The following is a 21,731-nucleotide window of genomic DNA, read 5'->3' as shown; positions in this document are numbered from 1 at the left end:
TCAGGGCTTGAGTTCGCCATGCGAGTGGCGCAGAAATTCCTGTCTTTAATGACCACACAAACCTTAGATGGTCGAGTGTATGAAGTCGATAGTCGCTTACGTCCAAATGGTGATGCAGGACTATTAGTGAGCAGTCTAAAAGCCTTTGAACATTATCAAAAACACAGTGCCTGGCTGTGGGAACACCAAGCCTTGGTACGTGCTCGAACCATTGCAGGCGATGGTGATTTAAATCAACGCATCGAAGCAATCCGCCTTGAAGTGCTGACCACACCACGTGAAGAGTCGCATGTCCGTGAAGAAGTGATCAAAATGCGCCAAAAGATGAAAGACCATCTCGGCTCAAGTAAAGATCAGCAAAAAGATGGCATTTTTCACTTAAAACAGGATGCAGGTGGTATCGTTGACATTGAATTTATGGCACAGTATGCAGTGCTCGCATGGAGTGGGTCGAATCCAGATCTCGCCCACTACTCAGATAATGTGCGCATTCTACAAGATGCCGCCAAAGCAGGGTGTATTTCCAGTGTCGATGCCGAAACATTGACACAAGCCTATCTCAGTGAACGAATGATGAGCCACCGTCTTGCGCTTGCGAACCAATCTTTGCAAGTCGATGCGACAACATGGCGTGATATCCGACTCGGCGTTTGCAAGTTATGGCAAAGATTAATTGATCCGAATACCGTGGTGGATTTGGACGTTATGTAATTTGACGTCACATTTTCAAATTTATAAAAATGAAAATTGGCGTTGTAAAGATGAATGATATTTGGAGTGTGCGCCATGAATTTGGCTGATCGTGATGGTTTTATTTGGCAAGACGGCAAACTTATCGACTGGCGTGAGGCAAAAACCCACGTCTTAACCCATACCTTGCATTACAGTATGGGTGTGTTTGAAGGTGTCCGTGCTTATGAAACGCCAAATGGCACAGCGATATTCCGTTTACAAGAACACACCAAGCGTTTGCTCAATTCTGCAAAAATTTATCAAATGAAAGTCCCTTATGATCAAGCGACTTTAGAGCAAGCGCAGATTGATGTAATGCGTGAGAATAAATTGGTTTCAGCGTACTTGCGTCCAATTATTTTTATTGGTTCAGAGCGTTTAGGTATCGCAGCAACTGATAACACCATTCATGCAGTCGTAGCAGCATGGAGTTGGGGAGCGTATCTCGGTGAAGAGGCGATGGCAAAAGGTATCCGTGTCAAAACGTCATCATTTACCCATCACCATCCAAATGCAACGATGTGTAAAGCCAAAGCATCTGGTAACTACACCTTGTCGATTCTTGCGCATCAAGAGGTCGTGCATTCAGGTTATGACGAAGCGATGTTACTCGACCCACAAGGCTATGTCTGTCAAGGCGCTGGTGAGAATGTTTTCTTGATCCAAGATGGCGTATTGCATACGCCTGATATCGCAGGTGGTGCGCTTGATGGGATTACGCGTCAAACAGTGATTACCATCGCCAAAGATTTGGGCTATGACGTGGTTGAGCGTCGTATCACCCGTGATGAATTCTATATTGCGGATGAAGCGTTCTTTACTGGGACTGCCGCAGAAGTGACACCAATCCGTGAATATGATGATCGTCAAATTGGCGAAGGCGTACGTGGTCCAATCACCACAGAAATCCAAAAGACTTTCTTCGATGCGGTACAAGGTCGCAGCGAAAAATATGCACATTGGCTGACTTATGTAAAATAAGTGCCACGCATCTTAATACGAAAATCACATAAAAAATCAGGCATTATACCTGATTTTTTTATGCCCAGATTTTTATGTCCGATTTTTATGTGTGGCTTCTGATGTGCTTGTCAGAAAAGTGAAAGCATAGTGTAAAAAAACGATCATAAAACCATCATCGTCTCGAAATATTGGATTCATAAAGTATCTCTCTAAAGCAATGAAATTAGAGATAGAATGAAAATTACCGTCGTCGGCACAGGTTATGTGGGCTTATCCAATGCACTATTATTTGCTAAGCAACATCAAGTCACAGCGTTGGATATTGATAAAAAGCGTGTAGAACAAATCAATCAGAAAATTTCACCAATCAGTGACTCTTGTATTCAAAACTATTTACTCGAAACAAGTCTTGAAGCAACAACAAGCGCAAAGAAAGCATATCAACATGCCAAGCTCATCATCATCGCCACGCCAACCAACTATGATCCTGAAACCAATTACTTTGATACCTCAAGTATTGAAACGGTTTTAGAAGACATTATAAAAATGAATGCTGATGCGCTGATTGTTATTAAATCAACCGTACCTGTGGGTTATACACAATCCATTGCCAAAAAGCTCAAACTGAAAAATTTGATTTTTTCTCCAGAGTTTTTGCGAGAAGGACAGGCTTTGCATGATAATTTATTTCCCTCACGCATTATCATGGGAGAAAAGTCTGAACGGGCTGAAAAAATTGCCAAATTGTATTTAAAGGCTTCGGTAAAAAAAGATGCGGTGATTTTATGTGTCAATCCGACTGAAGCGGAAGCGATTAAGCTATTTTCCAATACCTATCTTGCCATGCGTGTCGCTTTCTTTAATGAGCTCGATACCTATTGCATGAAAAACCGTCTCAGCGCATTGGATATCATCAGTGGTGTAGGCTTAGATCAACGGATTGGTGAGCATTATAATAATCCATCATTTGGCTATGGTGGCTACTGTCTACCTAAAGATACCAAGCAACTGTTGGCGAATTATCAAGATATTCCTCAAGAGTTGATCTCGGCAATTATTCGCTCGAATGACACTAGAAAACGAGCAATCATTGATGATATTTTGGCAAAAAAAGTGAAAACCGTGGGTATCTATCGACTGACCATGAAAGCGGATTCGGACAATTTTCGAGAGTCTGCGGTGCATGATGTGATTCGTGGGTTAACGGCAGAAGGCGTAGAGGTCATCATCTATGAACCGACCTTAAAAGTGACTGAATATATGGGGATTCGTGTTGAAGAAAGCCTGCAAAAATTCAAACATCAGAATGACTTAATCGTGGTCAATCGTATGGCACCGATGTTTAACGATGTGATGGAAAAAATCTATACACGTGATTTGTTTGGGGTAAATTAAAACTTTTCAAGAATATGGATAAGTGTTTATAAATCACAGCACAATCAAAGGCATAAATTCGTACAAACAAATAAACAAGACATTTTCGTCTATGATAAGATAAGTCCCATAAATTACCTGAAAATGCTTCAGGGTATTGGCTTGCTCATTCAAGGCGATGTTATGGATAATCAGCAACAATCTGATCAAACGCATGATTTACAACCAGATTTAGAACCAATAGACGCTCAAGAAAATATCGTCCTGTGTATGAAGTGGGGCACAAAATACGGCGCAGAATACGTCAATCGCCTGTATAACATGGTGCAGCGCCATACCACGATACCCTTTAAAATGGTCTGTCTGACCGACCGTACAGAAGGTATTGATCCGAATGTACAATGTTTCCCGATTCCGCCTTTAGATTTACCTGAAGGAAGCCCAGAGCGTGGTTGGAATAAGCTTTCGACTTTTGAGCCTGATTTATATGGACTCAAAGGCAATGCGCTGTTTTTAGATTTGGATGTGGTGATTGTTGACAATATTGATGCGTTTTTCCAAGAGAAAGGCGAGTTTCTGATTATTCACGATTGGAAGCGTCCGTGGCGAGTGACAGGAAACAGCTCGGTGTATCGCTTTCAATTGGGTGCATTTCCTGAGATTTTGCCGTATTTTCGTGAGAACTTTGATGAGATTCGTCAGAAATTCCGTAATGAACAAGCCTACCTCTCGTGGTTTGTGTACAAAGAAGGCAAGCTGAGCTATTGGAATGATGCGTGGTGTAAAAGCTATAAATACCATTGCTTGCAGAAGATTCCACTGGCGTATTTCAAGCCACCAGTAAAACCTGAAGGCGTAAAAATTATCATTTTCCACGGCGAGATTAACCCACCTGATGCGATCAATGGTGGTGGCGGTAAGTGGTATCGTTATGTGTTGCCGTCAGATTGGATTAAAGAAGCGTGGCAATAAGTTTGGATCATCCTCCAGCTATGAATCATCAAGCTAGACCACATCGCCTAAGCGTGGTGATGATCGTCAAAAATGAAGCTGATAACTTGGCATTGTCCTTGCCGAGCGTGATGGATATTGCCGATGAAATCATTATTTTAGATTCAGGCAGTACCGATCGCAGTCAGCAGATCGCTGCAAGTTTTGAAGCAAAATGGTATATCAATACCGATTGGCAAGGCTTTGGCAAACAGCGTCAAATTGCACAAAGCCATGCAACAGGCGATTGGATACTCGCTTTAGATGCTGATGAAGAGGTTAGTGAACAACTCAAACAAAGTATTTTGATTGCGATTCAAGATGCACCCTCGAATATTGTCTATGGCATAAAACGCTTAGATTTTGTTTTTGGCAAACAGATTGATAATCCGTATTGGGGAGTCAAAGCACATTGGCGGTTATATCCAAAAGCCTTTCAGTATGATCATAATTTAGTACATGAATCTGTGGTTTTAGGTGATGCAATCACTAAGAAATTAAAAGGATTTTTACATCATCACACTGCACCGACACCATATTTCTGGATTCAAAAACGCTTAGAATATTCTAAAGCTTGGGCAGTTGATCGCCATCAGCAAGGCAAAAAAGCCAGTTTCTTTAAAGTCATTGCCAATCCTTTGTGGGCGTTTATTAAGCAATATTTGATGGATGGACGGTTTTTACAAGGTCGCTATGGACTGATTTATTCCTTGTTATTTTGTCAGTATACCTTTAATAAATATGCGATTTTATATGATCTACAACATAATCGTGCTAAACACGCTTTCCAAGAATCACTTGATCTTTCTAAGACATTACAGCCAATTAGCAAAGCCCAAAAACAAAGTACTTTGTCTTTGGTGATGATTGTAAAAAATGAGTCAAAACATCTCGGCGCATGTTTAGATACTGTACATGATATTGTTGATGAGATTGTGCTTTTAGACTCAGGCAGTACCGACATTACACAACAAATTGCCGAGCGGTACGGCGCAAAGTGGTATTCCAATACTAATTGGCAAGGCTTTGGAAAACAGCGCCAAATCGCACAAAGTTATGCAACTGGTGATTATGTTCTGGTGCTTGATGCAGATGAGCGCTTAGATCAGGACTTGCGTCAGGCAATCGTTGAGTTATTGGTGCAACCCGTGCAGACAGATAAGGTATTTAGCCTCGCTCGGATCAATTACTTCTCAGGGGTGCCGACACATTTAAGAGGTTGGTATCGTGACTGGGAGCATCGCCTGTATGCAAGAACCCAATTTGGTTATTCCGACCTCGAAGTCCATGAGTCTGTGGAAACCAAAGATGCAAAAATCGTCAAAATGAATGGCTTGCATCTACACTTTACCAGTGAAGATTTATATCATTACTTGGTCAAACGTGTGCGATATAGCCATGATTGGGCGGTGGATAAACATAAGCATCACAAGAAAGTCAGCCTTATCGGTTTATTATTTCGTACATGGTTTTCCTTTGTCCGTGAATATTTAATCCGTGGTGCGTTTTTATATACTGCTTATGGTTTCATCTCGTCAGTGGTTTTGATGTGGTATACCTTTGATAAATATTTAATTTTGTGGCAGTTTGCGCAACAAGATCAATCCGATTAATTGACCGTGGTGGAATATGCCTGCAAGACAAAAATCAAAATTTGAGCAGTGGTTTTCTTTTAGTCGTCATCAACGTCGTTTTGGCGCAGAGAAAGTCTATGCAGGTGATCAACAGCTTGAACAGCTCAAGCAGAATATGATTCAAGGCGAGCGGATTACCTACACTTATGGTTCTGAAAAAGATTTAAATGCGCATATCGAAAACTTAAAAGCTGAATTTATTGGTCAGTCTGAGTTGAATCATTATCATGCTAGCCTCATTGTGTTAATCCGTCGGGATGTTGATGCAACGCAAAATTATCAGAAATTTAAAACCTTGTGGTTGGCGGAACAGCAGTTTTTATTAAAGTCTTTAAATACACGATGGCTCATTTCAGCCTGTGATACGTTTATTGATTGTGATCAAGATGCAACCTTGCAAGCCATCATGATGAATGCCGTGGTGCTAATTAATACCATTAAGGCACAAGAAACCGAAGCCTTATTGTGCGAACATCACTATCAAGAAAATGAAGCGATAAAGCAGAAGCTTCAAACTGAGCGAGTTGCTTTATTTGATGGGACTTCTGCGTTGGCGGTTGGGACAGATGATAGTCTTCGAAATATGCGTTGGCGCTTAGACAAAGTATGCGGACAACATGAATTGGGTCAGATTGTGATTGAAATATTTGACCGTCTACAACAGTCTGAAAATGATAATATTTATTCACGCTCTAAAGCACGTCACACCCGTGAAAAAACACGTTGGTGGTAATATTCTGCAAGGTCATTCACTATGGAAAAGAAAAAAGTTGTATTGGCGATTTTTACCTTGCAAGGTAATGGTGCAGAGCGTTTTGCATTGACGTTGGCGAAAGGTTTGGTTGATGCAGGGCATGAGGCGCATATCGTTTATTTTAAAAACATCATAGACTTGCCAGTTCCTGAAAATATCAAACTACACTTTTTTGATTATCAAAAGTATAGAGCCATTCCCAAATTTATGCGTGCGAAATTTGCTGCAAAGGCATTTGATAAATTCGTGCGCAAAACGGTTGGTGAGCCTGATTTGGTTTTATCCAACCTCTATCCTGTTGATTTTATTCTTGCACATAGCCAGTTGCCGAATGTGCATATGGTGATTCACAACACCACAAGTCAAGAATATGCGGAACAACTCAAGGGTTTTGCATTCTTAGATACGCTGAAAAAAACATATTTAGCAAAGCCGTGCGTGGGTGTTAGTCAAGGTGTGAGCGATGATTTTAAATTGCTATTTGGGCAAGATGCGCCAATCATCACGATTTACAATCCGATTGATGTCGAAAGTATTGAAGAAACAGCTGATGATTTTGTTCCTGAACATCAAGATTACATCGTGCATGTTGGTAAGTTTAAACCACAAAAACGCCACGACATTTTGATCAAAGCTTATGCACAATCAGGAGTTTCTCAAAAACTGGTATTGGTTGGTACTGGCGAATTGATGAATGAATCCAAACAGCTTGTACAAGACTTGGGTATTGAAAATAAAGTGATTTTTGCAGGGTTTCAAAAGAATCCTTATCCTTTTATCAAACATGCCAGGCTAATGGTGGTTTCTTCGGATTTTGAAGGTTTGGGTTTGGTGATATTAGAGGCTTTAGCATTGAGCACGGCAGTCATTAGTACAGACTGTCCTTCTGGACCTGCGGAGATCTTAGCAAAAGAGAATTTGGTTGCTGTTCAAGATATTGAAGGACTAGCAGATAAGATCTGTCAAACATTACAAAATGAAGCGGATTTAACCGTGTCTTTACACAAGCAATTTTATCCGCAACATGCTGTACAAAAATATATTCAATTAGATTCATGAGAAATAATAATGATCAAATTTGGTATCGTGACACCAACATACAACAGGCCAGACTTGTTGAAACGATGTGTAAAGAGTGTTCAAAATCAAACTTATAAAAATTGGATACATGTCATTATCGATGACTCTACCAACAATGATACGCAAGATAGTTTTGAACCCTATAAAAGCACTATTTATGTAAGAAATGAAAATAACAGTGGTGTTGGATTTTCTAGAAACAAAGGTATTGAAGCTTTAATAAATTTAGATGTGGATTTTATTATTTTTTTGGATGATGATGATTATTTTTCTTTAGATTGTTTGGATAAAGCAAATCAATTTATACTATTAAATAAAGAATATAAATGGTTTGTTTCTAGGAGAGTTTTTCATAGCTCTGAAAGGTCTTTAACCGAAGTAAAAAAAGTTAAGGAAAGTTACAATTACGTCGATGATTACTTGATTGGAAAGGCAATCCGTCGAGATACTACACACTTTATTTGTATAAAACCATTGCAGGAGAAGCAAGTTCTTTTTCCTATGCATGTTAGAGGTGGTGGAGAGTGGCGATTTTTTGCAAAATTAAGTGAATATATTGATTTTAAGTTTTTTGAAGGAGGTATTACCTATACGGAACTTCAAGAAAATGGGCTAACAATGCATAATAAAGATAATAAGGTGTTTATTGCATCTGAAAGAGCTGACTTGGTAAGATATCTAATGGCTAGAGATAAGTTTTTTTGGAAGCAATTAGAATTTTCAGCAAGTGTAATTAAACATTTTATTCAATTAGGTGAAATTCAAATGTTAAATGATTTTTGGAAAGACTGTATTGTCAAACAACCTTTATGGGCTCAATTTATTTTTAATGTCGAGAAAAAAATATTGCTGAAAAAATTTGGGAATTAACCAGAATATACCTTTTCTATTTCAGGTGCCCCTTTAAACCGCTTATATCCCCACATATATTCTTCAGGAAAGCGATTGATCATTTGTTCAATAGATGTGTTCAGTGCTGTTGTTGTAATAAAGAAATCTTAAGATTTGTTAATGAAGTGGCTCCGCCTGTGCTAGGTCTGCCACCGCCATAAGTCTTCAATCATTTGATTAAGATTAAATTGAGCCTGCCAACCTAATTCACGTTTAGATTTTTCAGGATTTGCCCAACACGCAGTAATATCACCTGCTCGGCGAGGAGCGATTTGATAGGGTACTTTTTGTCCAGTCACTTTTTCAAAATTTTTAATAATTTCTAGGACAGATGAACCTTTTCCTGTGCCGAGATTCCAAATAAAGCACCCGTTTTTATTTTGAATATAATCAAGTGCTTTAATATGACCGTCAACCAAATCCATGACATGAATATAGTCGCGTATGGCAGTGCCGTCAGGCGTTGGATAGTCATCGCCAAAAACATTTAAAATAGGAAGTTCACCCGTAGCGACTTTGGCGACAAATGGTAACAGATTGTTTGGAATGCCTTGTGGATCTTCACCAATTAAGCCTGATGGGTGAGCACCAATTGGATTGAAGTAACGTAAAATAGCGATAGACCAGTTGGAGTTGGCGATAGCTAGTTTCTCTAGCATCTGTTCAATGACAAGTTTGGTGTAGCCATAGTTGTTAGTTGGCATCGCAGTAGGCATGGTTTCGACAAGTTCGGGGTTTTCATTCTCTCCATAGACTGTAGCAGACGAGCTAAATACAAGCTTGTGAATACCTGCTTCAGCCATTGCCTCAAAAAGCGTAATGCTGCCGTGAATGTTGCAGTCGAAATATTCGAGTGGCTTTTCCATACTTTCGCCAACAGCCTTCAGCCCTGCAAAATGTATGACTGCTTGAATTGGATTGTTTTTAAATAATTGATCTAAAAGCGCTCGATCACGAATATCCCCATGAATAAATTGAATTGGTTTCCCTGTAATTTTTTCTAACCGTGTTAATACATCAATCTTAGAGTTGGATAGATTGTCTAAAATAATAAAGTCTAGCCCTTGTTTGGCTAACAAAGTTGCTGCATGAGAGCCTATATAGCCAAGTCCGCCGGTCAAAAGAATCATAATTGCTCAAAGATTTGATTGTGGGTATTTACTATTCAATGTTAAACGAAAAAGCTATAATTAGGAATAAAAGTTGGGTAGATCAGGCGACCCTTTAAATCGCTTATATCCCCACATATATTCTTCAGGAAAGCGATTGATCATTTGTTCAATTGCTTGATTTAAAGCGGTCGTCGCAATATGGATATCGGGACTATAAAGATTTGGGTCTTCTAGATCGTCACAATATACGTCGAATCCTTCTTCATCATCCGCACGGCGAAAACAACTTAAACCGACTAAGCGGCATTGAGTTTTTTGCGCCATTTTACTTGCAAGCGTGCTAGTTAGGCATGGGATTCCAAAAAAAGGAACCACGACACCACCTGAGGGTTGTGGGACATGATCGGGGAGTATTACGCTAAAACCGCCTTGCTTTAATGTTTTGAAGAGAGCTTTTACACCATTCGCATCAGTCGGAACAAGCGTGCCATTCAGTCGTTGTCTTGCATCGAGTACAAACTGATTGAGTGTTTGATTCTTACTCGGCTTATACATGATGGTTGGTGTGCCATATTGGTGTAACCACGCATTCATCATTTCCCATGTGCCGAGATGTGGTGTGATAATTAACGCACCTTTGGGATTGGCTAAAGCATCTGTCAGGATATTTAATTGTTGTGCTTGTTTGATTTGATTAACACTCCACTCAGGAGGCATTGCCCAACATTTTGCGGATTCTGCATAGGATAGACATTGTTTTTGCACGCTCGATTTGCTCATGCGCTTGATTTGCTTTTCATCTAACTTTGGATAAGCCAAAGTCAAGTTGATCTTGGTTTTCCAGTACATGCCTTTGCGGTCATTTTGACATAAAAACCACGCAACCGTTTTTGCAAAGACGCGAAGTAGACTAAGTGGAATAAATTTTAAAAAACTTGGATTCGGCATTGCAATATCAGTCGTAAAATGGAAATGTGTATTGGTGGCAACGAGAAAATTTCGGACAGCGCATCACGAGCCTTGAATTTTCAGCAATTTGTGTATTTTATCTTGAAAGTGAGCACTTTGGGAATTGATTCAATATACGTGCTCGATATACACTAGCATGGTTTGAAAAATAAGTGATAATGTCTTTTTGAGTAAACAAATTTTGACAGGCAAACGGTGTTTGTCGTACATGTTGAAAATTTGCAAACTGAAAATCTAAAGTATTGGAGTGTTACATGAGTTCAGCACAGTTTGATCATGTGTCTGTGATTAAAAAATCAAATGTGTATTTCGATGGCAAATGCGTCAGCCATGTGGTTCAGTTTGAAGATGGCACACGAAAGACGCTTGGCGTGATTATGCCAACGGATCAACCGCTTACTTTTGAAACGCATGTCGCTGAACGGATGGAAATTATTTCTGGCGAATGCCGTGTTTTGATCGCAGATAGTGAAGAAAGTGAGTTGTTCCGTGCAGGTCAATCTTTCTACATTGGTGCAAATAGTACATTTAAAGTCGAAACCAATGTGGTGGTTGACTATGTTTGCCACTTTGAAGGCTAAACATTGCTAAGCTGATCGGATCGATCTTTTAGATATCAATCCTGTAACTTGCTTACAGGATTTTTATTTTTTCAAAGACGTCATTTTCAAAATGATTCCTCAATAGTCAGTCAATATGGGTAAAAAAATATGGCAAAGGCAGAACATTATTATGGCGTGCATGCTGTGGAAAGCTTGCTGGAGCTGGAGCCTGAACGCGTATTGACCTTATTCACTCTCAAAGGGCGAGATGATCAGCGTTTAAAAAAAATCCTGACCTTGGCTGAGCCGTTTGGTATTAGCGTGCAAAAAGCCAGCCGTGATACTTTGGAAAAATTGGCAGGATTGCCATTTCATCAAGGCGTCGTGGCAGCTGTACGACCTCAGCCGACCTTGAATGAAAATGATTTAGAGCATTTATTGACACAAAAAAAAGACGTCTTAATTTTGGCTTTAGACCAAGTCACTGATCCACATAATCTTGGTGCATGTATTCGTACAGCTGCGGCAATGGGTGTGGATGCAGTGGTGGTTCCACGTGACCGTTCTGCAAGTCTAACCCCAACTGCACGTAAAGTCGCTGCAGGTGGTGCGGAGAAAGTGAAGTTCATTCAAGTGACGAATCTCGGAAAGACACTAGCCACGATGAAGCTACAAGATGTCAAAGTCGTCGGGACTTTGCTAGATGAAACAGCGAAACCGATTCAGCAATCTGATTTAACAGGGCGTTTAGTGATCGTTATGGGGGCTGAAGACACAGGTATTCGTCCGATCAATCAAGCACAGTGTGATGAAAAAATTTACATTCCAATGTCAGGTGACTTGCAAAGTCTGAATGTCAGTGTGGCGACAGGCATGGCGTTATATGAAGTTTGTCGACAGCGTTTGGCGAAGGTCTAACAGACTTCAGCATCGATTTATAGGATCATTGGCTAATTCGTTTTAGAAAGCCAGTGAACTTTAATTTTGCTACAACGTAAACCCTTCTAAGTCAAATATGTAGACTTTCGCTCGGTTACTTTGTGTCAGAATTACATTTCTTCGATTATATTTTTCTACTCCCTCCCACTTGAAGTTTCACAAGGACACGCTGATGAATCGTGTGCAATTGCAAGGCTATCTCTTTGTTTTAATGACCATGTGTGTTTGGGGTGGATTTACGATTCTTTCAAGATTGAGTGCGAAGTGGGGTATTGTGGCGTGGGATTTGACAGCATTACGTTTCGCTTTTGCATTTTCTATTTTAGTGCCTATTTTGCTGTATCAGCGTAATTATCAATTTTTATTTAAAAAACAAGCAATTGTTTTGGCATTGGTTGGTGGTATTGGCTATTGCGTTACGGTTTATAGTGGTTTTTATTTTTCTCCTGCGGCACATGCGGCAATCTTTTTAAATGGTTTTATTCCTGTTTGTACAGCATTGGCAGCGTGGCTGATTTACAAGCAACCTTTTGATCGACACATGTGGGTGAGTATTGGCGTAATTTCGATTTCGCTGATCGCTATGACTTATTTGTTATTGATGAATAGTCGCCAGCCTTTTGGAGTGGGCGATGTGCTTTTTGTCCTTGGTGCAATGTGTTGGGGTGTATTTTCTGTGTTGCTACGTGAATCAAATATGACTGCATGGCAAGCGATGTGCAGTGTGGCGATTTGGTCGGCGATTTTGTATTTGCCTGTGTATTGGCTATTTATTCCCAAGCATCTTGCTGAGGTAGAGCCGTTGCATATTGCGATTCAAACCTTGTTTCATGGTGTGCTGGTGGTGATTGTTGCGACGATTTGCTATATCGAAGCGATCAAACGCTTGGGTGCATTTCAAGCGGGAAGCATCGTGACTTTGGCGCCGTTTATTGCTGCAGTGATCGCTATTCCACTCCTTAATGAGCCTGTATCACCTGCGATTATTTGTGGGTTGATTGGTATTGGAATTGGTGCACTACAACCGTGGCGGTGGATTGCTCATCTTAAAAGCACATCGCAAACTTGAAGTTTTTAGAAGCTAGATTGATGTAGCGAGCTGAAGATAATGCTCATGTAGTGGTTGTAGTTGTTGATACAAGTCTTCAAGTGTACCTGAATTATCCACAATGTCATGCGCACGCTGTTGCTTTTCTAAACGCGGCATTTGTACAGAGATAATGCGTTCAATCTGTTCACGGCTTTGACCATCCCGCTGACTAGCACGTAAAAGTTGTAGTTCTACAGGCACATCAATGAGTAAGTTTCTTTGACACAGTAAATGCTGATCAGTTTCTAAGAGGAGTGGCGAAGCTAATATCGCGTATGGACTTGAAGCTTGGTTTAATTGTTGAATGATGGAGTTTCTAATCACGGGGTGGGTGATAGCTTCTAACTGCTGTCGAGCTTCAGGATGCTTGAAAATATAGTCACGAAGCGCACTTCGATTTAAACACCCTTGCTCATCCAGTACCCAATCGCCAAAGTGCTTTTGAATTTCGATCAGCGCAGGTTGTCCAACTTCAACGACTTCACGTGCCACAATATCTGCATCAATAACCAAAATCTCTTGTTGCTCAAACCATGCACTGGCAGCAGATTTTCCGCTACCAATACCACCTGTGAGTCCAACAATATAAGTCATTGATTCATGCCGTTGATCTTGATACTTAGCTTAAACTACCTAAGTATACTTTCATGATTTGTTCGCCATAAAGAAAAGCAATCCATCCTGCAATGGCTAAGTAAGGGCCAAATGCAAATGGTTTATTTTCTTTGGTGACTTTAAGCAAGATGATGCCAATAATCGCACCAACTAATGAGGAAAGCAGAATAATTAAAGGAAGTTGTAATGGGCCAAGCCATGCCCCTAAAGCTGCTAGAAGTTTGAAGTCACCATGTCCCATGCCTACTTTGCCAGTGATTAGCTTGAAAATGATATATACCGACCACAATGATAAAAAACCGAGCAAACAGCCCCATATCGCCTGAGTTGGAGTGGCAAATAGGCTATAACTATTCACCGCTAAACCCAGTCCTATCAAAGGGTAAGTTAGTCGGTCAGGCAGAAGTTGCGTATCAAAATCAATACCTGTTAATGCAATCAAAATCCAAGTAAAGATTAAGCCAAATAGTGTTTCAACGCTTACGCCGAACTTGAATGCAACAAGCACAGAGCAGAGCATAGTTGAAATTTCAACAAATGGATAGCGAAAAGAAATCGGCGTTTTACATTGACTACATTTGCCACGGAGTAAAATCAACCAACTCACAACTGGAATATTTTCGTACCATCGAATGCGATGCTGACAGCCGGGGCACGTCGAAGCAGGATGGCTTAGTGTTAGTTTGTCATGATCAATGACAGGTTGTTCTGGATGTAAGAAAAGTTGACATTCATGTCGCCATTCTTGCGCCATCATCTTGGGTAGACGAAGAATGACCACATTTAGGAAGCTACCGATACATAAGCCAAGGACAGCAATACAAATATAAAACAGTATCAAGTTTTCTTGAAAAAGCTCAATCAACTGCATTAGACGACGGAACCCATTTGGAAGATTGGTAGGTACATGGCAATGACTAAACCACCAACAAGCACACCGAGTACTGCCATAATCAGTGGCTCCATCATACTGGTTAAGCCATCTACAGCATTATCGACTTCATTCTCAAAGTGGGTTGCCACTTTATCAAGCATTGAATCTAAGGCACCAGATTCTTCACCAATGGCAACCATTTGGACAGCCATGCTTGGGAAAAGTTGAGTTTGGCGCATCGAAAACTGCAGTTGCTGCCCAGTAGAAACATCATCACGGATGCGCATCACAGCATTCTCATAAACAACATTATTGGTCGCACCGGCAGTAGACTCAAGCGCATCAATCAATGGGACACCTGCGGCAAAAGTTGTTGCGAGCGTACGGCTAAAGCGAGCAATGATTGATTTGTAGACCAAATCCCCAAAGATCGGTAGTTTTAAATAAAGGCGATCTAAAAAGTCACTGAATTTTTTACTACGTTGTTTTGCTTCTAAAAAACCAAATACTAGAGCACCAAGCCCTAAGATTAAGAAGAACCAATATTTTTGCATCCATTCCGACATATTCACCACCATTTTGGTGAAGGCTGGCAGGTCAGCGCCGAACGATGTAAATAAGTCTTCAAAGACAGGAACGACTTTTACCATCAAAATAATCGTCACGACAATTGCAACGACAACAACAGCTGCGGGATATTTCATCGCCTTTTTAATTTTTTGTTTGAGAAGCTCGCTTTTTTCTTTATAGATTGCCACACGGTCTAGCATGGTTTCTAAGGCGCCCGATTGCTCGCCGGATTCAACTAAAGAGCAGAATAGGTTGTCAAAATATTTTGGATATTTGCGTAGAGCACCTGCAAACGTGTTACCACCTTCCACTTCACCTTTGATGCCGAGTACAACTTCACGCATTGCAGGGTTTTCAAGACCTTCAGCAACGATTTCAAAAGACTGCACTAGAGGCACGCCAGCTTTCATCATGGTTGCAAGCTGACGCGTAAAAATAGTGATATCAAGCGTGGTCACTTTTTTCTTAAACATCTTATTTAAGAAATCAATTTCACGCTTTTGCACGATTTTACGGACGGTAATGCCTTGCTTTCTCAGTGTGACTTTTGCAAGTGCCATGTTGCGCGCAGGCAATTCCCCTTTGATTTTTAACCCCTTACGATCCACCCCTTCATAGGTAAATGTCGGCATCATTTGTGCTTTTTTTACTGCCATGACGATTCCTTATATAGCACTTCTCAAACTTTATTCACTAGTAACACGATTCACTTCTTGTAGAGTAGTAATCCCCTGCATGACTTTTAGTAATCCTGAACGCCTTAGGTTGTTGAAGCCAGCGCGTAAAGATGCGTCTGCGATTTCTAAGGCATTACCATCTTCCATAATGATTTTGGAAATTTCAGCATTAACTTTCATGACCTCATAAATACCTACACGACCTTTATAGCCTTCCCTGCATTCAGGGCAACCCACTGCTTCAAAGAGTTGGAATTCAGGATTTTCAAGATCAGCTTGGGTAAAGCCCATTTCCAATAAACTCGGCTTTGGAATATCCGCTGGTTTTTTACATTGACTGCATAATCGTCGAGCAAGACGCTGTGCGATCACAAGATTCACTGATGTGGCAATATTAAATGATGGTACACCCATGTTGCGTAAACGAGTCAAAGTTTCCGGTGCGCTATTGGTGTGTAGGGTAGACATCACCATATGACCAGTTTGTGCCGCTTTAATGGCGATTTCTGCGGTTTCGAGGTCACGAATCTCACCGACCATAATAATGTCTGGATCTTGGCGTAAGAATGATTTCAATGCGGCAGAAAATGTGAGTCCAACTTTATTGTTGACGTTGACCTGATTAATGCCTTGTAAGTTAATCTCGACGGGATCTTCTGCGGTCGAAATATTCGAGTCTTCAGTATTTAGAATGTTTAGTCCAGTGTATAGTGAAACCGTTTTACCAGAACCCGTTGGGCCTGTGATCAATAGCATGCCTTGCGGCTTTTCTAAGGCTTCGATAAATAACGCTTTTTGATCAGGCTCATAACCAAGTGCGTCAATGCCGAGCATCGCACTTGATGGATCGAGAATACGGAGGACGATTTTCTCACCAAATAAAGTTGGTAGAGAGTTGACACGAAAATCAATGGCTTTGGTTTTTGATAGTTTGAGTTTGATACGACCATCTTGTGGGACACGTTTTTCAGAAATATCCATTTGAGACATCACTTTTAAGCGTGAGGCTAAGCGGGTGGCGAGTTGTATTGGCGGTCGAGCAATTTCACGCAACACCCCATCGACACGATAGCGCACCCGATACATTTTTTCGTAGGGTTCAAAGTGTAAATCTGAGGCGCCCATGCGGATCGCATCAACCAAAAGTTTATTAATATATTTAACAATAGGCGCTTCATCTTGGCTTGCATTTTCATCTTTGTCATCAAGTGAAGCATTGTCCTCTGCAACTTCAAGTTCAAAATCATCATCACCAAAATCAAAATTTTCCTCTTCTTGATAGTGAGCGGCGATAAACTTGGTGAGTTTCTGTTGTTCTACAATAACGTTTTGTAGGTTGAGTTTACTGTTAAAGCGAATGGCTTCCAATGCTTCAATACGTGTTGGATCACTAGTTGCAACAACCAAAATTCCACTTCGTTGCATAAGTGGGATAACTTGATGTTGAGCGATTAGTTTTTCATTTACAACGTCTTTTGGTAAAGCTGAAGGGTCAAATACGTCCAAGTCAAAGATTGGCTCGGCAAATTCCTCTGAAATCGCTGTCGCTATTTTTAAACCAGAGACATTAAATTCATCAACCAAAACAAAGGTTAAAGGTTGTTTATTTCGTTTCGCTTGGTCTTGAGCCTTTTGCATAGACTCTGCACTGATCACCCCATCAGCGACTAAGCGTTTTATATAACCGGTAAAGGTTGTTGCTTGACTTGTTGCTAGCATAATTTCAATTCAACTCATCCATATCGTTCATTATGTTTTGCAGTTTTTTCTAACTTAACAATATATCACAAATTCACAACCGTCCAATAAAAAACGATATTATCAAAAACTAAAATGACATGCCTCAATCAGAAATGATGACAATATGATGATCTGACTTATCATTATGCTGAAAAACGTATAAAATTATGCGATTTTAAAATTTGAGTAGATTGACATGCGTCAGCAGTGGGTGATTGGAAACTGGAAATTAAATCCACGTTTTCTCGATGCCAAAACCTTATTCGAAACGATTCAAGCGCAACTCGGCGAGAAAAAAACATTATGTCAGGTTGCGATTGCACCACCTGCACCATATTTAGGTATGTTTGTCGAACAGGTTGAGCAGTTGTCTATCGTCGCACAAAATTTATCGACAGTTTCAGGCTTTGGTGCATACACTGGCGAAGTCAGTGCACATCTATTGCAAAATATGTCGGTTAGTGCAGTCATCATTGGGCATTCAGAGCGTCGTGAGTTGTTTGGTGATGATGCTTCGATTTTGCAAGAAAAAATCAAACAAAGCCGACATTCTAATCTACAAGTGATTTACTGCGTGGGTGAAAGTCTTGAGCAACGTGAGTCAGGTCAGGCAGAGCAAATCGTAATAGATCAGCTCAATGATTTAAATGTGGTTTTAACTAACGATGATTGGCAACACGTCATCATTGCTTATGAGCCGATTTGGGCGATTGGGACAGGGAAAACGGCTTCGCCTGAAGATGCACAGCAGATGCATGCGACGATTCGAGCTTATTTGAAAGAACATACCGCTGAAGCGGATCAGATCAGTTTGCTCTATGGTGGTAGTGTTAAACCTGAAAATGCTGTACAGTTAGCGGCCTGTCAAGATATTGATGGTGCATTGGTGGGCGGTGCTTCTTTAGAAGCGAACAGTTTTATGGCAATTGTTGATGCGTTTTCGCAACACAACGTTTAAGTCACGTTGATATAGTCATTTGTTGAATCAGTTTTAGGTAAAATTATGTATAGCTTCGTACTCGTCGTGCATATTCTATTAGCGATATTAATGATTGCGTTGATCTTGGTACAGCATGGTAAAGGTGCTGATGCAGGTGCTTCGTTTGGTGGCGGTGGTGCGGCCACGGTATTTGGTGCATCAGGTTCGGGGAACTTTATGACCCGATTAACTGCGATTTTGACAGCATTATTCTTTGTGACTAGTTTAACTTTGGCGGTTTATGCCAAAAAGCAAACTCAAGGCGTCAATGTCTTGCCAGGTACAGAGCAGGTTGAGCAAGCTCCTGCGCCGTTGTCGAATACAACACCTGCACCAGCTACCACTATGCAAACACCGACAACATCGCAAGCGCCTGAAACTTCATCAAACACACCTATAAATCCGTAATAAAGCGAAATTAGGCTTTTCTTTTGAGAAAGAAAGGTCTATTATGCACGCCTGCTTGCGGTGGTGGTGGAATTGGTAGACACGCTACCTTGAGGTGGTAGTGCTTTCGGGCGTGGGGGTTCAAGTCCCCCCTTCCGCACCAAAAAAGCCTTATGGTTTTATTTTTGGTGTAAGCAAGCAGAATGGTTGATGCGGGATGGAGCAGTCTGGTAGCTCGTCGGGCTCATAACCCGAAGGTCGTTGGTTCAAATCCAGCTCCCGCTACCAAAACCAGAATGGCAATTTCTAGAGATTAACTTTTATTTTTAATCGTTGGATAATTGCTCGAACAGAAGAGTTTACATTGACTTTTGTTCGAATCGCACTATAATTTGTGCACGTTGATGCGGGATGGAGCAGTCTGGTAGCTCGTCGGGCTCATAACCCGAAGGTCGTTGGTTCAAATCCAGCTCCCGCTACCAAGTTTCTGAAAAGAGGCTCACAATGAAAGGTGGGCCTTTTTGCACAGTAACTTTTGAAAAGCGATGTATATTGAAGTACGAAGATCAGTAAAATTTGATGATCGTACTATGTAAAAGGGGGCAAATGCGCCCTTTTTTGTTGGCTATTCGACGGATTTTCACGATGTGATGATTGTGTTGTCTGCCATCAATTGGTCAAATTGATATGCTATTACTTGATAGCACCCTATTAGCATTTGATTTTTGTGACGAGTATTAATGAAATTATCTAATAAAACGCAAGCGTTGTATGACATGATCGCACCAGCTGTGGCTGCGTGTGATGTTGAGTTGTGGGGGCTAGAGTTCCTCCCGCAAGGCAAGCGTTCATTATTAAGAATTTATATCGACAAGCCTGTAGATCCTAATGCTCCTCCAGTAGAGTTGCAGGGTGTTGATGAAAGCGCCCTCGATGAGAATGGAGAGCCTGATCAAGGTCGTGGGATTGGTGTGCAAGATTGTGTCAACGTCACCCATCAAGTTGGTGCGCTACTCGATGTGCATGACCCGATTTCTGGGGAATACAGTTTAGAAGTATCTTCACCGGGTTGGGATCGCCCATTTTTTAGTTTGTCGCAGATGCAAGACTATATCGGGCAGCAAGTTGCGCTCCGTTTGATCACAGCAGTGGACAATCGTCGTAAGTTTCAAGCCAAATTGGTTGCTGTGGATGTCGAAGCAGAAACCATTCAGGTTGAAGTGGAAAAGGCACAGGTGTTAGACATTGATGGTCATAACATTGATAAAGCCAATTTGGTTTTTCAGGATTAATGGATTTTTTTGAAATTAGAAAGGTGACTTATGAGCCGTGAGATTCTTACCGTAGTAGAAACGGTTAGTAATGAAAAAGGTGTTGGTCGTGAAGCGATTTTCCAAGCATTAGAACAAGCGCTTGTGGCTGCAACTAAAAAGAAATTCTATGAACATACGACCTCATCAGAAGCGCGTCTACGTGTAGAGATTGATCGTAAAACTGGCGAATATCGTACCTTCCGTCAATGGGAAGTCGTGGCTGATGAAGATCATGAAATGCCTGCTTGCCAAGATGCGATCTCTGATGTTGATCCTGCGGAGTGGTCGATCGGTGATATTCGTGAGCTTGAAGTTGAGTCGATTGAATTTGGCCGTATCGCAGCACAGATTGCGAAACAAGTCATTGTACAAAAGATCCGTGAAGCTGAGCGTGCATTGGTTGCTGATGCGTATGAAGATAAGCTTGGTGAATTGATCTACGGTGAAATTAAAAAGCAAACCAAAGACGGTTTTATTATTGATCTTGGTGATGGTGCAGAAGCGTATTTGGCAAAAGAAGAGTCTATTCCAAAAGAGATGCTTCGTCCAAAACAACGTATCAATGCGATTTTGTTCAATGTCAATCGTGAAGGTCGTGGTGCGCAGTTGCAATTGTCACGTGCTCGCCCTGAGATGCTGATTGCATTGATGACGAAAGAAGTGCCTGAGATTGCAGAAGAAATTATCGAGATCAAAGCTGCTGCACGTCAACCGGGTGTGCGTGCCAAGATTTCTGTAAAAACCAATGATCATCGTATTGATCCAGTGGGTGCATGTATTGGTATGCGTGGTACACGTATTCAAGCGGTACAACAAGAGCTCAATGGTGAGCGTATCGATGTGGTGGTGTGGTCTGACGATCCTGCACAGTATATTGCCAGCGCACTTGAGCCTGCAGATGTATCAGGAATCGTACTTGATGAAGATACGTTGAGCGCAGATATTATTTTTGCTACCAATGAACAGCTTGCTCGTGCAATTGGTTCACAAGGTCAAAACGTTCGTTTGGCTTCAGAATTGACGGGTTATAAGCTCAACATGATGCTTGAAGATGAGTATCGTGAGCGTCAAAGCTCTGAGAATGAACAGTATTTGAATATGTTCGTTGAGCGTTTGGATATTGATGCAGACTTGGCTGAAGCATTGGTGGAAATGGGCTTTACTTCACTTGAAGAAGTTGCATATGTCCCTGCGGAAACTTTTGAAGAAATTGGCTTGGATGAAGAAACCGTAGGTGTGCTACAAGAGCGTGCAAAAGAAGCGACCTTAGCGGATGTGCTTCGTCAGCAACAAAATATGCAACACGCCACTGAAGAATTATTGGCAATGGAAGGGATGACACCTGAAGTTGCGCAAGCACTTGCACAAAAAGGCATTTGCACAGTAGATGATCTAGCAGATCAAGCCATTGACGATATTATCGATATCGACGGTTTAGATACTGAGCAAGCTGGTCAGCTGATCATGAAAGCCCGTGAATCGTGGTTTAACTAAGGAGGAGGTCAT

At 41.1% G+C, this 21,731-nt stretch carries 20 protein-coding genes, 3 tRNA genes and 2 pseudogenes; 18 read left to right on the top strand and 7 right to left on the bottom strand.

The window, feature by feature from the left end:
* The 8 genes and pseudogenes from ACE3PQ_RS07735 to ACE3PQ_RS07700 form a co-directional block, all read left to right on the top strand.
* Nucleotides 1-711, top strand: a pseudogene (locus tag ACE3PQ_RS07735) (bifunctional glutamine synthetase adenylyltransferase/deadenyltransferase); the annotation flags it as partial.
* Between the two features lie 75 nt (nucleotides 712-786).
* Nucleotides 787-1,713, top strand: a complete 927-nt coding sequence (locus tag ACE3PQ_RS07730; protein WP_374296648.1) for a branched-chain amino acid transaminase — start codon at nucleotides 787-789, stop codon at nucleotides 1,711-1,713.
* A 216-nt stretch (nucleotides 1,714-1,929) separates the two neighbouring features.
* On the top strand, nucleotides 1,930-3,090 hold the full coding sequence (locus tag ACE3PQ_RS07725; protein WP_374296646.1) for a nucleotide sugar dehydrogenase: 1,161 nt from the start codon (nucleotides 1,930-1,932) through the stop codon (nucleotides 3,088-3,090).
* 162 nt (nucleotides 3,091-3,252) lie between these two features.
* Entirely contained in the window at nucleotides 3,253-4,041 is a 789-nt protein-coding gene (locus ACE3PQ_RS07720; protein ID WP_374296644.1) for a glycosyltransferase, read from the top strand.
* Between the two features lie 20 nt (nucleotides 4,042-4,061).
* A complete protein-coding gene (locus ACE3PQ_RS07715) occupies nucleotides 4,062-5,672 on the top strand; it encodes a glycosyltransferase family 2 protein (protein WP_374296642.1) in 1,611 nt (536 codons plus the stop codon).
* Nucleotides 5,673-5,688: 16 nt separating this feature from the next.
* Complete coding sequence (locus tag ACE3PQ_RS07710) at nucleotides 5,689-6,426, top strand: hypothetical protein (protein ID WP_241570263.1); 738 nt, start codon at nucleotides 5,689-5,691, stop codon at nucleotides 6,424-6,426.
* A gap of 21 nt (nucleotides 6,427-6,447) precedes the next feature.
* A complete protein-coding gene (locus ACE3PQ_RS07705) occupies nucleotides 6,448-7,506 on the top strand; it encodes a glycosyltransferase (RefSeq protein WP_374296640.1) in 1,059 nt (352 codons plus the stop codon).
* 9 nt (nucleotides 7,507-7,515) lie between these two features.
* Nucleotides 7,516-8,397 (top strand): glycosyltransferase family 2 protein, encoded by an 882-nt coding sequence (locus ACE3PQ_RS07700; RefSeq protein WP_374296638.1) that lies wholly within the window; start codon nucleotides 7,516-7,518, stop codon nucleotides 8,395-8,397.
* Here the strand turns inward: ACE3PQ_RS07700 and ACE3PQ_RS07695 are convergent.
* The 3 genes and pseudogenes from ACE3PQ_RS07695 to ACE3PQ_RS07685 form a co-directional block, all read right to left on the bottom strand.
* Nucleotides 8,394-8,525, bottom strand: a pseudogene (locus ACE3PQ_RS07695) (lipid A biosynthesis acyltransferase); the annotation flags it as partial. The gene ACE3PQ_RS07700 and the pseudogene ACE3PQ_RS07695 overlap by 4 nt on opposite strands.
* A gap of 33 nt (nucleotides 8,526-8,558) precedes the next feature.
* Nucleotides 8,559-9,548, bottom strand: a complete 990-nt coding sequence (galE, locus tag ACE3PQ_RS07690; protein WP_374296636.1) for a UDP-glucose 4-epimerase GalE — start codon at nucleotides 9,546-9,548, stop codon at nucleotides 8,559-8,561.
* A 60-nt stretch (nucleotides 9,549-9,608) separates the two neighbouring features.
* On the bottom strand, nucleotides 9,609-10,478 hold the full coding sequence (locus ACE3PQ_RS07685; RefSeq protein ID WP_374296634.1) for a lysophospholipid acyltransferase family protein: 870 nt from the start codon (nucleotides 10,476-10,478) through the stop codon (nucleotides 9,609-9,611).
* 275 nt (nucleotides 10,479-10,753) lie between these two features.
* Here ACE3PQ_RS07685 and ACE3PQ_RS07680 point away from each other — a divergent pair, with 275 nt between their 5' ends.
* From ACE3PQ_RS07680 to ACE3PQ_RS07670, 3 genes are all read left to right on the top strand, one after another.
* A complete protein-coding gene (locus tag ACE3PQ_RS07680) occupies nucleotides 10,754-11,080 on the top strand; it encodes a pyrimidine/purine nucleoside phosphorylase (RefSeq protein WP_374296632.1) in 327 nt (108 codons plus the stop codon).
* 129 nt (nucleotides 11,081-11,209) lie between these two features.
* Nucleotides 11,210-11,959 carry a 23S rRNA (guanosine(2251)-2'-O)-methyltransferase RlmB gene (gene rlmB / locus ACE3PQ_RS07675; RefSeq protein WP_374296630.1) on the top strand — a complete coding sequence of 250 codons (750 nt, stop codon included), beginning with the start codon at nucleotides 11,210-11,212 and terminating at the stop codon, nucleotides 11,957-11,959.
* Between the two features lie 193 nt (nucleotides 11,960-12,152).
* The gene (locus tag ACE3PQ_RS07670; protein WP_374296628.1) at nucleotides 12,153-13,049 is read left to right on the top strand and encodes a DMT family transporter; all 897 of its coding nucleotides are present in this window, start codon (nucleotides 12,153-12,155) and stop codon (nucleotides 13,047-13,049) included.
* Nucleotides 13,050-13,061: 12 nt separating this feature from the next.
* On the opposite strand, the gene coaE is transcribed toward ACE3PQ_RS07670, so the two are convergent.
* Genes coaE through pilB form a run of 4 tightly spaced genes read right to left on the bottom strand, consistent with a single transcriptional unit; the run spans nucleotide 13,062 to nucleotide 17,525 of the window.
* On the bottom strand, nucleotides 13,062-13,664 hold the full coding sequence (gene coaE, locus ACE3PQ_RS07665; RefSeq protein ID WP_374296626.1) for a dephospho-CoA kinase: 603 nt from the start codon (nucleotides 13,662-13,664) through the stop codon (nucleotides 13,062-13,064).
* Between the two features lie 25 nt (nucleotides 13,665-13,689).
* Nucleotides 13,690-14,556 (bottom strand): A24 family peptidase, encoded by an 867-nt coding sequence (locus ACE3PQ_RS07660; RefSeq protein WP_374296625.1) that lies wholly within the window; start codon nucleotides 14,554-14,556, stop codon nucleotides 13,690-13,692.
* Nucleotides 14,556-15,785: a type II secretion system F family protein gene (locus tag ACE3PQ_RS07655; RefSeq protein WP_374296623.1), complete on the bottom strand. Its 1,230-nt coding sequence runs from the start codon at nucleotides 15,783-15,785 to the stop codon at nucleotides 14,556-14,558. The genes ACE3PQ_RS07660 and ACE3PQ_RS07655 overlap by 1 nt, the downstream gene beginning before the upstream one ends.
* A 30-nt stretch (nucleotides 15,786-15,815) precedes the next feature.
* Nucleotides 15,816-17,525 carry a type IV-A pilus assembly ATPase PilB gene (pilB, locus tag ACE3PQ_RS07650; RefSeq protein WP_374296621.1) on the bottom strand — a complete coding sequence of 570 codons (1,710 nt, stop codon included), beginning with the start codon at nucleotides 17,523-17,525 and terminating at the stop codon, nucleotides 15,816-15,818.
* 217 nt (nucleotides 17,526-17,742) lie between these two features.
* Here pilB and tpiA point away from each other — a divergent pair, with 217 nt between their 5' ends.
* From tpiA to nusA, 7 genes are all read left to right on the top strand, one after another.
* Nucleotides 17,743-18,504 (top strand): triose-phosphate isomerase, encoded by a 762-nt coding sequence (gene tpiA, locus ACE3PQ_RS07645; protein ID WP_374296619.1) that lies wholly within the window; start codon nucleotides 17,743-17,745, stop codon nucleotides 18,502-18,504.
* Between the two features lie 45 nt (nucleotides 18,505-18,549).
* On the top strand, nucleotides 18,550-18,933 hold the full coding sequence (gene secG, locus ACE3PQ_RS07640) for a preprotein translocase subunit SecG (RefSeq protein ID WP_374296617.1): 384 nt from the start codon (nucleotides 18,550-18,552) through the stop codon (nucleotides 18,931-18,933).
* Between the two features lie 57 nt (nucleotides 18,934-18,990).
* Nucleotides 18,991-19,075: transfer RNA gene (locus tag ACE3PQ_RS07635), tRNA-Leu, on the top strand.
* A gap of 48 nt (nucleotides 19,076-19,123) precedes the next feature.
* Nucleotides 19,124-19,200 (top strand) — tRNA-Met (locus ACE3PQ_RS07630).
* A gap of 117 nt (nucleotides 19,201-19,317) precedes the next feature.
* Nucleotides 19,318-19,394 (top strand) — tRNA-Met (locus ACE3PQ_RS07625).
* A gap of 258 nt (nucleotides 19,395-19,652) precedes the next feature.
* The gene (rimP, locus tag ACE3PQ_RS07620) at nucleotides 19,653-20,204 is read left to right on the top strand and encodes a ribosome maturation factor RimP (protein ID WP_374296615.1); all 552 of its coding nucleotides are present in this window, start codon (nucleotides 19,653-19,655) and stop codon (nucleotides 20,202-20,204) included.
* A 30-nt stretch (nucleotides 20,205-20,234) separates the two neighbouring features.
* A complete protein-coding gene (nusA, locus tag ACE3PQ_RS07615) occupies nucleotides 20,235-21,719 on the top strand; it encodes a transcription termination factor NusA (RefSeq protein WP_374296613.1) in 1,485 nt (494 codons plus the stop codon).
* Nucleotides 21,720-21,731 lie beyond the last annotated feature (12 nt).

It is taken from the genome of Acinetobacter sp. (genome assembly GCF_041911495.1).
Lineage (GTDB): Bacteria > Pseudomonadota > Gammaproteobacteria > Pseudomonadales > Moraxellaceae > Acinetobacter.
Note: the sequence above shows the minus strand (reverse complement) of the source record. Positions and strands in the feature narration are given on the sequence as shown.